11 protein-coding genes are annotated in these 14,810 nt (G+C 41.9%); 6 read left to right on the top strand and 5 right to left on the bottom strand.

Annotated features, from left to right (window positions below):
• Nucleotides 1–36: 36 nt before the first annotated feature.
• Nucleotides 37–1,050 carry a tRNA (adenosine(37)-N6)-threonylcarbamoyltransferase complex transferase subunit TsaD gene (gene tsaD / locus GLIP_RS13485; protein WP_040522979.1) on the bottom strand — a complete coding sequence of 338 codons (1,014 nt, stop codon included), beginning with the start codon at nucleotides 1,048–1,050 and terminating at the stop codon, nucleotides 37–39.
• Between the two features lie 235 nt (nucleotides 1,051–1,285).
• Here tsaD and rpsU point away from each other — a divergent pair, with 235 nt between their 5' ends.
• The 4 genes from rpsU to rpoD all read left to right on the top strand — a co-directional run bounded on the left by rpsU (nucleotide 1,286) and on the right by rpoD (nucleotide 6,066).
• The gene (gene rpsU / locus GLIP_RS13490; protein ID WP_008845199.1) at nucleotides 1,286–1,501 is read left to right on the top strand and encodes a 30S ribosomal protein S21; all 216 of its coding nucleotides are present in this window, start codon (nucleotides 1,286–1,288) and stop codon (nucleotides 1,499–1,501) included.
• A 93-nt stretch (nucleotides 1,502–1,594) separates the two neighbouring features.
• Complete coding sequence (locus GLIP_RS13495; RefSeq protein WP_008845200.1) at nucleotides 1,595–2,038, top strand: GatB/YqeY domain-containing protein; 444 nt, start codon at nucleotides 1,595–1,597, stop codon at nucleotides 2,036–2,038.
• Between the two features lie 126 nt (nucleotides 2,039–2,164).
• On the top strand, nucleotides 2,165–3,949 hold the full coding sequence (dnaG, locus tag GLIP_RS13500; RefSeq protein WP_008845202.1) for a DNA primase: 1,785 nt from the start codon (nucleotides 2,165–2,167) through the stop codon (nucleotides 3,947–3,949).
• Between the two features lie 287 nt (nucleotides 3,950–4,236).
• Nucleotides 4,237–6,066 (top strand): RNA polymerase sigma factor RpoD, encoded by a 1,830-nt coding sequence (gene rpoD / locus GLIP_RS13505; RefSeq protein WP_008845203.1) that lies wholly within the window; start codon nucleotides 4,237–4,239, stop codon nucleotides 6,064–6,066.
• A gap of 212 nt (nucleotides 6,067–6,278) precedes the next feature.
• Here rpoD and GLIP_RS13510 read toward each other — a convergent pair whose 3' ends face one another.
• The 4 genes from GLIP_RS13510 to GLIP_RS13525 form a co-directional block, all read right to left on the bottom strand.
• Nucleotides 6,279–6,896, bottom strand: coding sequence for an alpha/beta hydrolase (locus GLIP_RS13510; RefSeq protein ID WP_008845204.1), 618 nt, complete (start codon nucleotides 6,894–6,896; stop codon nucleotides 6,279–6,281).
• 3 nt (nucleotides 6,897–6,899) lie between these two features.
• Nucleotides 6,900–7,973 (bottom strand): hypothetical protein, encoded by a 1,074-nt coding sequence (locus GLIP_RS13515; RefSeq protein ID WP_008845205.1) that lies wholly within the window; start codon nucleotides 7,971–7,973, stop codon nucleotides 6,900–6,902.
• Between the two features lie 113 nt (nucleotides 7,974–8,086).
• On the bottom strand, nucleotides 8,087–11,197 hold the full coding sequence (locus GLIP_RS13520; RefSeq protein WP_008845206.1) for an efflux RND transporter permease subunit: 3,111 nt from the start codon (nucleotides 11,195–11,197) through the stop codon (nucleotides 8,087–8,089).
• Nucleotides 11,198–11,207: 10 nt separating this feature from the next.
• Complete coding sequence (locus GLIP_RS13525; protein ID WP_008845207.1) at nucleotides 11,208–12,275, bottom strand: efflux RND transporter periplasmic adaptor subunit; 1,068 nt, start codon at nucleotides 12,273–12,275, stop codon at nucleotides 11,208–11,210.
• A gap of 105 nt (nucleotides 12,276–12,380) precedes the next feature.
• On the opposite strand from GLIP_RS13525, the gene GLIP_RS21950 reads away from it, so the two are divergent.
• A complete protein-coding gene (locus GLIP_RS21950) occupies nucleotides 12,381–12,920 on the top strand; it encodes an NUDIX domain-containing protein (RefSeq protein WP_161602055.1) in 540 nt (179 codons plus the stop codon).
• A 114-nt stretch (nucleotides 12,921–13,034) separates the two neighbouring features.
• Nucleotides 13,035–14,798, top strand: a complete 1,764-nt coding sequence (locus GLIP_RS13535; RefSeq protein ID WP_008845210.1) for an acyl-CoA dehydrogenase family protein — start codon at nucleotides 13,035–13,037, stop codon at nucleotides 14,796–14,798.
• Nucleotides 14,799–14,810 lie beyond the last annotated feature (12 nt).

A 14,810-nucleotide genomic window follows, 5' to 3' on the forward strand; every position in this document is an offset into this window, starting at 1 on the left:
TGTAAACCCGCTCAGTTTTATGCTGTATCTGCAGCGTTAAATAGCTGGCAAAGAATCTAATGACCAACGCGGTTTTGCTTTGCTACTTAGAGACTCAACCTGACCGGCCTTTAATCTTTGCAAACCTGCGTAGGCAATCATAGCGCCGTTATCAGTACAAAATTCCAGCCGCGGATAATAGACTTTGCCATTAATTTTTTTCATCATCGTTTCTAATTGCATTCTAAGCATCGTATTTGCACTTACACCGCCCGCAATCACCAATCGTTTTAGACCTGTTTGTTTTAATGCTCTTCTACATTTAATGGCTAGGGTATCAACCACGGCTTCTTGGAACGCATAGGCGATATCAGCTTTAGTCTGTTCATCCAGTTTTTCTGATCGAATGCTATTGGCAGCAGCAGTTTTGAGCCCGCTAAAACTAAAATCTAAGCCGGGCTTTGCCGTCATAGGGCGTGGGAAGTCAAATCGACCGGGTGTACCTTTATCAGCCATTTTCGCTAACAATGGACCACCTGGATAATCTAACCCCATCATTTTAGCGGTTTTATCAAATGCTTCACCTGCAGCATCATCTACTGACTCGCCTAACACAGTGTACTTACCAATGCCTTCTACTTTCACCATCATGGTATGCCCGCCGGACACTAATAACGCCACGAAAGGGAATTCAGGCTTGGGATCATCTAGCATAGGTGCTAGCAAATGACCTTCCATATGGTGTACACCGACAGCAGGAACATTCCAAGCAAACGCTAAACTTCGGCCAACAGAAGCGCCAACCAAAAGCGCGCCAATTAATCCTGGACCTTGAGTATATGCGATACCATCAATTTGCTGGGCGTTGGTATCCGCATCTTTTAATGCTTTTTTTATCAGCGGAACAATTTTTCGAATGTGATCTCTAGATGCCAACTCTGGTACTACACCGCCATAATCGGCGTGCAGTTTTACCTGACTGTACAACTCGTGGGATAACAATCCAAGTTCATCATCCAAAACCGCAATACCGGTTTCATCACAGGAAGTTTCAATTCCTAAAATTCGCATATTCATTTATACTCAACAACAACATTGCCAGAAGTTTACCTTTGCGCTGCCTCAGACGCTATAGTTCTGCCTAGATAATGCAGAAAAACCAAAAAACTTGCCGCAAATTCGAAATTATCTTAAAACATCCCTTTACAAGCGGCCTTCGAATGATTAAAATTCCGCACCATTTTTGACCGCACCGGCTATTTTTTGGGCTGGTAAAACAGATTTAATATTTTGAGGTGAGATTTTAATGCCAATCGTTAAAGTAAGAGAGAACGAACCATTTGACGTAGCACTGCGTCGTTTCAAGCGTTCATGTGAAAAAGCAGGTGTTCTTTCAGAAGTTCGTCGTCGCGAATTTTTTGAAAAGCCGACTTGGGAACGTAAGCGTAAGAAAGCAGCTGCTAAAAAGCGTCATTTGAAAAAGTTAGCTCGCGAAAACGCACGTCGCATCAAGTTATACTAGTATCTCGCTCCTATAGCTTGGAACTAATGATAGATTGAATATTAGGTTCCAAGCTAAAGCTGTCTAAATAGTTTTACGTTTTAGAGTTTTCAGATGCCCCTTGTTGAACAACTAAATCAAGCAATGAAAGACGCAATGCGTGCTAAAGACAAACTACGTCTTGGCACAATTCGTATGGCACTTGCGGCAGTTAAACAGCGTGAATTAGACGAGAAAGTTGAGTTAACTGACACTGATGTGACTGTTTTGCTAACAAAAATGGTAAAGCAGCGTAAAGATGCTGCAGGCCAATTTGAGCAAGCGGGTCGTCAAGATTTGGCGGACACCGAAAAAGCAGAAATCGAAGTTATTCAATCATTTTTACCACAGCCGTTGACGGACAGTGAGTTAGATGCATTGATTCAACAAGCGATGCAAGATACTCAGGCTGCCGGAATGCAGGATATGGGTAAGGTGATGGGCTGGTTAAAACCAAAAGTTCAAGGCCGCACTGATATGGGCAAATTAAGTGGTCAAATTAAAGCTAAGCTTGCCTGATTACTGCTAACTATTCGAAAACTATGCACAAGCCGCAGTTGTAAAATTGCGGCTTGTTTGTTTCTGACCCTTACTGCTAAAGTAGCGTCTGTTGAAAACCCCTTTTGATAAATTTGATTGCAATTCATGGCCGGACGTATTCCAAAAGATTTTATTGATGATTTGATTGCTCGCACTGATATCGTTGAGCTAGTAGATAGCCGTGTAAAATTAAAAAAAGCCGGAAAAAATTATCAAGCTTGTTGCCCTTTCCACAGCGAAAAAAGTCCTTCATTTACCGTAAGTCAAGACAAACAGTTCTACCATTGTTTTGGATGCGGCGCGCATGGCAACGCTATTTCTTTTGTGATCGAATATGATCGTCTTGAATTTCCAGAAGCAGTTGAAGAGCTCGCCAGATTTCATAGTTTAGAAGTTCCTCGAGAACAGGGCGCAAAACCCGGCCCTACTCCACAACAAAAAGCGCAAATTGCAGACGATTATCAGCTTATGGAACAAGCAGCGCGATTTTTTGAGCATCAATTAAAGCAGCATGAACAAAAAAACAAACCCATTGACTATTTAAAGCAACGAGGTTTAAGCGGGGAGATTGTTAAAGCTTTTGGCATAGGTTACGCGCCGCCGGAGTGGGATAGCATTTTCAAGCAATTCGGTACTTCGCCGGAAAAACAACAGCAGTTACTCGATTTAAAACTGATCACTGAGAACGATAACCGTCGGCGTTATGATTTTTTCAGAGATAGGATTATGTTTCCTATCCGCGATAAGCGCGGCAGAGTAATAGGCTTTGGCGGCCGTGTGCTAGAAGACGGCGGTCCTAAATATCTTAACTCACCAGAAACTCGGATATTCCATAAAGGCCACGAGCTATACGGTTTTTATCAAGCCAAACAGGCGAATCGAAAGTTAGAAAGACTGATGATAGTAGAAGGCTACATGGATGTCGTAGCGCTTGCCCAGTTTGGCATCGATTACGCAGTCGCCTCTTTAGGCACATCAACGACTCCTGAGCATATTCAAATGTTGTTTCGCGCCGCGCCCGAAATAATTTGTTGTTATGACGGTGACCGTGCTGGACGAGATGCAGCGTGGCGAGCACTCGAAAACGCACTTCCCCAACTCAAAGATGGCGTAGAAATGAAGTTTTTGTTTCTACCCGATGGAGAAGATCCAGATACATTAGTGCGAAAAACCGGAAAAGCGGAATTTGAAACTTTATTGAGTGAAAAATCCGTACCTCTATCGCAATTCTTCTTTGAAAACCTTATCCAGCAATTTAATGTTGGCAGTAGCGAAGGAAAAGCGGCTTTAACCAAAGCTGCCAATGAATATATTGAGCAAATCCACGCTGAGAACTTGGTTGTTCTATTAAAAGAAGAGTTGCGTAAAAAGATTAAAGGTGACAGTTATAAAGCTGATATATTACAGGACATCAAACAAGCAAACAGTGTGGGTAAAGCACAAAAATTAGATTATCAAATGCCCAATAAAAATAATATGTCTCCGGTTAGGAAGTTATTGAGACTGTTACTTCTACACCCTAACTTGGCAAGGAAACACCCAGATATTCAGCCAAGTGCGTTAAATCCTGATTTCTTAAAAGGACTACATGTTTTAATTAAAATGCATAGTTTTTGTGCATCTGAATCGAATATTAAAACAGGACATGTTCTCGAACACTTTCGACACGATCCAGAAGCAAAGTTCTTACATCAATTACTGCAAATTGACCATGACGCAGATGACAATCGCCCAGACAAACTTTATATCGATAGTTTTAATCGACTTATTGAACAACAACTCAAAGCGCGTTATCAGCAACTTTTGGCAAAAGGCAGCGCCATGACCATGGATGAAAAAATGGAATTCAAATTGCTCACACAAACCAAAGCGACCTACAGCGCTGAGTAAATAAAATCCAATCCACATGCATGGTTAGTATAATTCCCCGCAAAGCGCCTATTTGTTAGTAGATAAGGCACTTGAATAAAAACTATTCACCCATACATATGAGGAACAGTTAATTTAAACGATAAAATACCGGAAAATAGCTTAATTTACTGGCCTGACTACTGGGAATTCTGCTATACTGGCTAATTCGCAAACGCCTCGGTGCACGCAGATTTTATCTGGATTCGACAATTTAGATTGGTCAGTTCCAGGTACACTTTCAACTGATTTTGAGAAACGTAGGTTATATGGCGCAAAGCAAGCAGTCTCAGATAAAACTCCTTATTGTAAAAGGAAAAGAGCAAGGTTATTTAACTTTTGCTGAAGTAAACGATCACCTCCCCCAAGACATTGTTGATTCTGATCAAATCGAAGATATTATTCGAATGATCAACGATATGGGTATTCAGGTTTTCGAATCAGCTCCCGATTCTGACGAATTGTTGATGCAAGAAACCACAGCCGACGAAGAAGTAGCTGAAGCTGCGGCTCAAGCTCTTGCCACGGTTGAGAGTGAAATCGGTCGTACAACTGACCCAGTTCGCATGTATATGCGTGAAATGGGAACGGTTGAACTTCTTACTCGTGAAGGCGAAATTGAAATTGCCAAACGAATTGAAGATGGCATTAATCAAGTACAGTGTTCAGTTGCTGAATATCCAGAAGCAATTACTTACTTACTTGATCAATGGGACCAATTTGAAGCTGAAGAAATTCGTCTAAGTGATATTATTATTGGTTTCGTTGATCCAAATGAAACTGATGTAGCACCTACTGCAACCCATGTAGGGTCTGAGTTGTCTGAAGAAGAATTGGATGATGAAGATGACGACGAAGATGACGAAGACGAGGAAGAGGAAGATACAGGTCCTGATCCTGAACTTGCTAGAGAAAAGTTTGATGAATTGCGTAAGCAATACATTAAAGCCCGCGATGTAATCGCCAGCAAAGGTCGTTCTCATAAAGATGCTAGAAAACAAATTAACGAGCTAAGTGAAGTCTTTAAAGAGTTCAGATTAGTACCCAAACAATTCGACCGCATGGTTAAAAATATGCGTAGCATGATGGACAGAGTCCGTGTGCAAGAACGAATTGTGATGAAACACTGCGTAGTTAACGCAAAAATGCCGAAGAAGGATTTTATTAAGGCATTTGCAGGCAATGAAACCACTACAGACTGGCTTGTAGAAGTGCTTGAAAGTGGTGCGAGTTATGTTCCTGCACTGATAGAAGTAAGAGAAGAATTAGAACGTGCTGTTAGCAAAATGAATCAAGTTGAAGAAGAAACCGGACTCATCATTGCTGACATAAAAGACATCAACCGTCGTATGTCGATTGGTGAAGCGAAAGCTCGCCGTGCTAAAAAAGAAATGGTTGAAGCTAACCTGCGTTTGGTTATCTCTATCGCTAAAAAATATACAAACCGTGGCTTACAATTCTTGGATCTTATCCAAGAAGGAAATATCGGTTTGATGAAAGCGGTAGACAAATTTGAATATCGTCGTGGTTATAAGTTTTCAACTTATGCTACATGGTGGATTCGCCAAGCAATTACTCGCTCAATTGCCGACCAAGCAAGAACTATCCGTATACCAGTACATATGATAGAAACGATCAACAAATTGAATCGTATCTCTCGTCAAATGTTACAAGAAATGGGTAGAGAGCCAACACCTGAAGAATTGTCAGAACGCATGATTATGCCTGAAGACAAGATCCGCAAAGTGCTCAAAATTGCTAAAGAGCCTATCTCCATGGAAACGCCTATCGGTGATGACGAAGATTCGCACTTAGGTGACTTTATTGAAGATAGTACAATCGTGCAGCCGCTTGATTCTGCCACTGGTGGTAGCTTGAAGGATGCGACACAAGAAGTACTTGCTGGACTAACCGCCAGAGAAGCTAAAGTATTGCGTATGCGTTTTGGTATCGATATGAACACTGACCACACGTTAGAAGAAGTGGGCAAACAATTTGACGTTACCCGTGAACGTATTCGTCAGATCGAAGCGAAAGCACTACGTAAATTACGTCACCCGAGTCGCTCAGAGCAATTACGCAGTTTCTTGGACGAGTAATTTCGCTAAGCACTTAAACAACATTAGAAAGCCGCTTAATCGCGGCTTTTTTTATGGGGCAATTCCAATATTAACCCCATGAGCTAAAACCAAAGATAATGTAGGCTGGGATTTATCTCAGCAATAAACCCATGGGCTGAAGCCCATGCTACTGTAGGTAATGTAGGCTGGGCTTTATCGCAGCTAATTAAACTCAAGGGCTGAAGCCCATATTACGGTTGGCTGAGTTTATCTAAAATAATGCGGCTTACTTTTCTACTGCTGGGTAAAAATGTATGTATCACAGGCACTTTAATGACCTCACCTATGCCTGCGTGACTGCATTCTGAGACAGACACTACTCCATCATTTTCTTCGTCTTTGAAGTACTTTGTGGTGAGCGCAAAAGAACGGGTACCAACTATCGCGGTTACCGGAATAGATGGCATACTGATCGTTGCAAGACGCGAATCGCTAGCTAATAATTGTCCGCTGTCCCCTGTTACTAACTGAAAGCCCAATTCATGTTGGCTCTTTTTAGCAATACGAGGTGACACAGTGGGTGAACCAAGTAAAAATAGCTGATTGGGTAAACTGATCTCAATAGGTAACTGTTGCAGCGCAGCTCTGAGCATCAGTCCACCTAAAGAGTGGCCAACTAAAACGTACTCTCCTTTAGCTGCCATCTCAGTAATTTTATCGCTGACTCGTTTGACGATATCGGCAAAATTTTCAGTACCGGTGAAATATCCTAGAACGTCTACGCAGTGCCCGTATTTTCGCAGTCGCCACAACATTGGCGTCGCAGAAATGGGGGTACGTCCCATACCGTGGATAAATAAAATCTGCATTACTTACCAAGTACCTCTTGTACGTAGATATTCGATAGTGGTAAGACTTTCGTTACAAACCTCTGAATCTAATGCTGACATCATTGAAAAAATCGCATCAGCATGATGGGTTTGCTTTAATGCTCGAGCATAAAGTATATGGCTAAATCCAATATTACATTTTGTAAAAGGATCTTGAATAGATTCTAACAAGCCAAGCGATTTTTCAAAAAAGTCAGGCTTGCCAATCAGGTTAAAAGCGGCGACTTCAACACTAGCTTCATGATTAGGTTCGGCTGCAATAAATATGTCATTGGCCTGCTTTAATAAAGCTAAATTTCTTGTGTTATTCTCATATAATTCGTATAAATAAGTATGTAATAACACTTGCCCTTTGCCACACATATTTGCGTTATCATCGCTATATTCTTCTTCTAATTGTTCAATCAAGTTCATTATTTCTGGCGTCCAATCTTGCCACTGTTTTCGCTCTGATAGCTCTGGAAATAGAAATAATATTCCTCTGGCTTTTCTAGCAGAATAAACGCCTGCACAGTGAAAATTTATCCCAGTTAAATAGGTTTGATTATGCCAATAATAAGATTTTTCGATATCCTGCCGAATGCCATAGCCGCCGGTAAAATAATTGAAAGCTAAGATATTCATGCAACCTGCATGTGCCTGTTGAGCGCACAAATGCCAATATTTATATCCCAATCGCGGATCATCTAGGAGAAATCGTGCGATGTGACCAGATTCAAATAACAAGTTCCCAAAATCAGTAATATTAGGATTCTTTTCGAGTAAAGCATCTACTTTTTCAAGTGCTTCTTCTAGTTGATCTAAGTGAACGCTTTGATCTACTTCGATTCTGGCGAAGTTGAGTATTATAGTGGAATGTATTAGAGCCTGATGATGGATAAGATCATTTTCAGTGGGATAGTCATACAGGTCAATTGCGGTGTTTAGCACTTCAGCAGCGTGTTCTAAAGTATCTAAATCGATCTCAGCGTAAAGTCGATTCTGGATTTCATCTCCATATATAAACTCAATTGCTGCTTTTGCATCATTAAACGGATTCTGTTCAGCCGCAGCCATTGAACAGAACCCGCAGAAAATGAATATGCATATCCGTATAAACATTTAATTCCTTAAACAACATCATTGTTGAGTAAGTCTAACCTCGAATTAAATAATAGACTATATAAAGGTTAAATTGCGTCTCCTTTTTTATAGGGCATTTTTTCGTCAAGCTCTTCGAGTTTGTGGGTAATTTCAAGAGGCGAACCAGTGTGTCTAGCTAACCAATAGTATGCAATTGGCACAATATATAAAGTCATCAATGCTGACAGTAACACACCATAAAATATGACTATTCCTATCACAGCTCGACTTTCCGAGCCTGGTCCTGTTGCCACTACTAGTGGCAGTGAACTAAACACAGTGGTGAAACCTGTCATCACTATAGGACGAAGACGTTGAGTAGCAGCACGTTTAAGCGCAGTCTCAAATTCCATACCGGCGTCACGTAATTGGTTAGCAAACTCCACAATTAAGATACCGTTTTTAGCCGCTAAACCAATCAACATGACTAGTCCAATTTGGCTGTAAATATTAATACTCGAGTCCGAAATATATAGCCCCAGAAATGCACCTAACAATGCCAGCGGAACGGTAAGCATAATCACTAATGGATGTACCCAACTTTCAAATTGTGCTGCAAGCACTAAGAAAGTGATTGCCAATGCCAATAAGAATACAAAAATAACTGAGTTACCTGATTCTTTATAAAGTTGTGATTCACCTTTGTAATCAATAGAGACACGGTCAGGCAACTCAGTTTCCACAATTTCTTCCAAATATGCTAATGCTTCACCTACGGTATAATCGCTGGCTAAGTTGGCACTAATAGTCACGCTTCGCATGCGATTGTAACGATTCAGCCGAGCCGAAGTTGCCTGTTCTTCAAAGCTAAGTAGATTGTCCAAAGGTATTAATTGATTTGTAGTTGAAGATCTTACATAAAGGTTATCAATACTTTGTGGGCTTCGATAATCCGCTTCGCGACCTTCGAGAATAACGTCGTATTCTTGACCGCGGTCAAGATAGGTAGAAACCCGACGTTGTCCTAACATGGTTTCTAAAGTCCCACCTATTTCAGAAATCGAAACGCCTAAGTCAGCTGCACGTTGGCGGTCTATATTGATGAGTATTTGAGGTAAGGTTTCCTTGTAATCAGAATCTAATCGCAACAACTTAGGGTTTTCGGACGCTTTTTCCAATAATGTGTTGCGCCATTTAACCAAGTCTTCATAGGTATCTCCTTGCAACACAAATTGCACTGGTCGCCCTACTCCGCCACCTGCAATTCCTGAGCGCATTATCGCAAAAGCTCGTACATCCGGAACTTGTGATAACTTAGCACTTAACTCATCCATCACTTCAAAAGTTGAACGGGTGCGTTCATTAAATGCCACCATACCAACAACCGCGATGCCTGCTGAGCCACCGAAGCCGGGAGTACGCACCAGAATTCTATCAACTTCGCCTTTATCTAGATAGGGTAAAAGCAAATCTTCTACTTTTTTTAGATTGGCCGCGTTACTTTCAAAACTCGCCCCTTCTGCTGCTTGTAAAGAAACAAAGAAATTGCCTCTATCTTCCTTAGGCACAAACTCGCTAGGAATTTTTTGGCTTAACTGCACCAAGGCTACCACTGCCGCAATTAACATTATTACTGCAATAACTGGCTGATGTAGGGTGCTTTTTAAGCTGTTGTAGTACGAACCTTCGAGTTTTTTGAATGTGTTATCCATCCACCTACCGAATCCTGAACTACGTGATCTTTTCTTTAATAATTTGGACGACAGCATTGGTGACAAAGTAAGCGCAGTGAAGCTTGAAAACGCAACAGCGGCGGCTATTGCTAACGCAAACTCGGTAAATAAACGGCCAATATTACCTTCTAAGAAAACCAAAGGTACAAATACGGATATCAATACTAAAGTCGTCGCAATAACCGCAAAACCTACTTCTTTGGCTCCGCGAAAGGCGGCTAAAAGAGGAGGCTCTCCCATTTCTAAACGGCGATAAATATTTTCAATAACGACTATGGCATCATCAACCACCAGACCAATGGCCAGTACCATAGCTAATAAAGTCAGTAAGTTAATTGAAAAACCTAGGGCGTACATGACGATGAATGCAGCAACCAAAGACACAGGAACAGTAACTGCGGGGATCAATGTTGCGCGAATACTGCCTAAAAAGATGTAAATCACAATAACCACTAACGCCATAGCGATACCGAGCGTGTTGTACACTTCTTTAATGGACTCCTCGATAAAGATTGAGGAATCATAGCTAGGTACTATAAATATGTTTTCAGGTAAGGTTTCAGATATTTCCTGAATTGCTTTTTTCGCCTCTCTAGCCACTTCTAGGGTATTTGCTTTGGATTGTTTAACGATCCCTAAGCCAATCATATTGACGCCATTTCCACGAAACTGGGATTCGTCATCTTCGGCTGCTAATTCAACGCTACCAATTTCCTTCAGTTTAATTAAATAGCCGCCAGCGCCTACTTTAATGGTTAGGTCAGCAAAATCTTCCGGAGAGAGAAAGCTTCTGGCCACGCGAACCTCAAAATCTCTATCGGTGGATTCTATTTCCCCAGCAGGTAATTCAACGTTTTCCGAGCGAATAACCCGCTCTACATCAGCAACCGTGATATCACGAGCCGCCATCGCATTGCGATCTAACCAGACTTTCATAGCGTATGTGCGTGCACCTCCCAAGCGCACTCTAGCGATACCATTGACCACTGAAAGGCGGTCAACTAAAAAGCGGTCGGCATAGTCGGTTAATTCCATCACCGATAAATTGTCACTGCGTAAGTTATACCAAACCACCACATCTTCATCGGAATCAGATTTAGAGACTTCGGGTGGATCAGCTTGGTCAGGTAGATTATTCAATGCTCGACTAACACGTTCTCTCACATCATTAGACGCAGCATCAATATCTCTGGATAAATCAAATTCAATACTAATATCCGAGCGACCGTTGCGGCTCGTAGAAGTAATATTTTTTATTCCTTCAATACCCGAAATTCGGTCTTCCAGTAATTGCGTGATTCGGGTTTCAACGATAGATGCAGAAGCACCTGTATAATTTGTATTGATAGATACAATGGGTGGATCAATATCAGGGTATTCACGTAGCGAAAGTAAGGTGACCGCCACGATACCAAATATGATCAATAGCAAGTTTACAACTGATGCAAATACCGGACGCTTGACGGAAATATCAGATAACAACATATCAATTCCCTTATAAAGTCGCTTGTTCTAATAGCGAAACAGAAGAACCATCAACTAAGCGCAATGCCCCTTCAACCACGACTCTTTGCCCTTCTTCTAAGCCTGACAGAATTTGTACTAACCCCGGCTTTCGCAACCCTATTTCCACTTGCGTTAACTTAGCCTTTTCGCCTTCAACAACAAACACAAATTGCTTATCTTCGTTTGGAATAATGGCTTTTTCAGGTAACACCAATGACTGTAATACGCGTTTTTGTAGATTTATTTGCATCAACATACCCGGTCTTAACTTCAAATCTGGGTTATCGATTAACGCTCTAACTTGAATTGAACGAGTATTCGCATCTACGCGCGAGTTCACACTGCGAATTTCGCCATTAAAAACTTCATCTGGGTAAGCCACTGATAGTGCTTTTACTTGCTGGCCAATTGACAGTGATGGTAAGTGACTTTCAGAGATATTGAAGTCCACTTTAACTTTGCGTAAGTCATCCAACGTTGTGATGACATCACTAGGCGTAACATACGCCCCTACGCTGACCATTCGGATCCCTAACTTACCGGAAAAAGGCGCTTCTAAGATGAGTTCCGATAGCTGTGCATTGGCTACTTCAACTTGGGCTTTGAGGGTTTTAACTTTGGCCTGCTGTTCATCCAACAATTGTTGTGATGCAACACTACTCTTGGCAAGGTTCACAATACGTGTAAGCTGGCGTTGTGCTTCTTGCAGATTGATATTCAGTTCGTTTAATCTCGCTTGCTCCTCACGGTCGTTCATTCGCATCAGCAACTGGCCTTTTTCAACCACATCACCATCATCAAAGTAAAGTTCCTGAATAACATCAGACTGCAATGGAGTCAGAGAAACCGCCTCATTTGCTCTTGCCGTCCCTAACGCTTCAACTGTGACAGGAAAATCGGTTTTCTGAACTTCAAAAAAGACTACTGGTGTTGCTACCTTTCCATTACCTTTAGGCCCATTTTGCTCCGCTGATTCCGGATAATTTAAGAAAATAAGTAAGCCGACAAGGGCCAACGTGGCTATCAGCAATGGCGATAGCATTGTCTTTAAAGTCATGAAAAGTTCCTGAATATTGTAGTGAGTTAATCTAAGCAGTTATTATTTGGCGTTAATAGTAGTAAACTGCTCACAGTAAGATTATTTAATATTGTACCTTTAATTGTGAATAATAAATTTGTCATCTACCTAGCAATATCGTCATTCTGTCTTACATCCTGTACTGATTCGACGATAAGCGACCCGGCTTGTCGGGTTGATGAGTCTGAATTTCCGCAACAAATTGCAAATGCAGCCTGTTTAATTAGATTAGGTGATAACTTAGTTACCACCACACACAGACTAAGTGGAAAGTTAGACTTGCCTGGGGGGACTTCAGATACAGTTGAATCTGCAAAATGTACCGCGCATAGAGAAACATGGGAAGAAACCGGATTTAATGTAGAAGTCGGACAATGGCTAGGTACAAATCAAAACGGTATGCGCTTTTACGAGTGTAAGTTAGCCGGTAATTTCAGTGCAGATATGACTGAATTTCCGGTACCTGACTGGGCCCAAGTGGAGGTCAGCACCATTCAATTAGTTGACCCTTTTGCAACCGAAGCCAATCAATGGCGATTTCCGCAACAAATGACTGCAATTAGAGAAATGTTCAATCGCGTTGCAGATTCAGCGTATGAAGAAACGCCGAAACAAGACAATTAATACTATTCTTTATAATTGACTATCCATAAGGGTAATTTAAATTTAGCCGCGCAACCTGTATACTGAATTTTCAACTGGTCCGAACAGTTACATAATCAAATTAGGTGGACACTTATGCCGCAATACACAGCGCCTTTAACCGATATGCAATTCCTTTTACATGATTGGCTAAAACTAGAAGAGCACTACGCCAACATAGGTTTGCAAGACTTTGACAAAGAACTTGTAAACGAAATTCTTAGCCAAGGGGCAAAGTTTGCTGAACAGGCTATCGCACCACTTAATCGTGAAGGTGATGAGCAAAGCTGCAAACTCGATAACGGAAAAGTTACTACCCCCGATGGATTCGCAAGCGCGTATCACGAATACATTGCTAATGGCTGGAATGCCATGCTGGGTGATCCAGAATATGATGGGCAAGATCTGCCCCATTCAATGGCGGTACCAGTGCAAGAAATGCTTTGTTCAGCGAATGTCAGTTGGCGATTAATCAGTATGTTGACCGAAAGTGCTGTATTGGCCGTGACTAAGCACGGCAGCCAAGCGCTAAAAGATACATACCTGCGTAAACTTATTTCCGGTGAATGGACAGGCACAATGTGCTTAACTGAACCGCAGGCAGGTACCGATTTAAGTCTTCTGTCGACGAAAGCTGAACCGCAAGAAGATGGCAGTTACCACATCACCGGAAACAAAATATTTATCTCCGGTGGCGATCAAGATTGGACCGACAATATTCTTCATCTCGTATTAGCCAGATTACCCGACGCACCCGCTGGCGTAAAAGGAATTAGCTTGTTTTTGGTGCCAAAAATATTGGTAACGGAAAGCGGTGAATTAGGTGCCGAAAACTCGCTATCTGTTGGCAGTTTAGAAAAGAAAATGGGAATTAAAGCCTGTCCAACTTGTGTGATGAATTTTGATCAGGCAACAGGCTTTCTTGTTGGCGCACCGCACCAAGGGTTAGCCTGCATGTTCACTATGATGAATGACGCTCGCTTTCAGGTGGGTTTACAAGGGTTGGGGATAGCCGAAAGCGCGTTTCAAGGTGCGCTAGCTTATGCGCGAGAACGCCTGCAATCCAGAGCACCTCAAGGTGTGCAGAACCCCGATGGAAAAGCGGACCCAATCATAGCTCATCCCGATGTCCGTAAAATGTTGCTAACCCAAAAATCGCTTACCGAAGGATGCCGCGCCTTGTCTTTTTTATACGCTGCACAGATGGACATCGAGAAAAACGCAACGGATCAGAAAGCCAAACAAGATGCTGCTAATGTATTGGCATTTTTAACCCCAATCAGCAAAGGCTTTATGACCGACGTAGGTCAAGAAGTTAGTCAGTTAGGGGTGCAAGTTTATGGCGGGCACGGATTTATTCGCGAATGGGGGATGGAACAGTTGATTCGCGACAGTCGGATCACCCAACTCTATGAAGGTACTAATGGAATCCAAGCAGCTGATTTAGTGGGACGTAAGTTGTCACGAGACAATGGGGACATGCTGGCAGCTACCCATAGCCTATTTGCAAACTTAGTAAATGCTATTTCAGATGCAAGCTCGCAGAAATTGGCACACTCAATTTTAAACGATTGGCATCAGCTTTCATTGCAACTAAAACAACAGTCTGCAGTGAATGTCGCCGGCGCTGCGTATGATTATATGAATTATAGTGCATATAGCTTACTTGGAATGCTTTGGTTGAGCATGGCCGATAGCGCCACACTAAGTACTAACCCGAGTGTTCAATCAGGTAAAAAAGCCACCTGTGACTTTTACATTAAACGCATTTTGCCACGTAAAGAACTCTACAAAGTTAACTTATTGGAAGATGCAAACGATATAGTCGAGGTAACAGACAATGTCTTTGATTACCAATAGACATTAACTTTA

The sequence above is a fragment of the Aliiglaciecola lipolytica E3 genome (assembly GCF_000314975.1).
In the GTDB taxonomy this organism is placed as follows: domain Bacteria; phylum Pseudomonadota; class Gammaproteobacteria; order Enterobacterales; family Alteromonadaceae; genus Aliiglaciecola; species Aliiglaciecola lipolytica.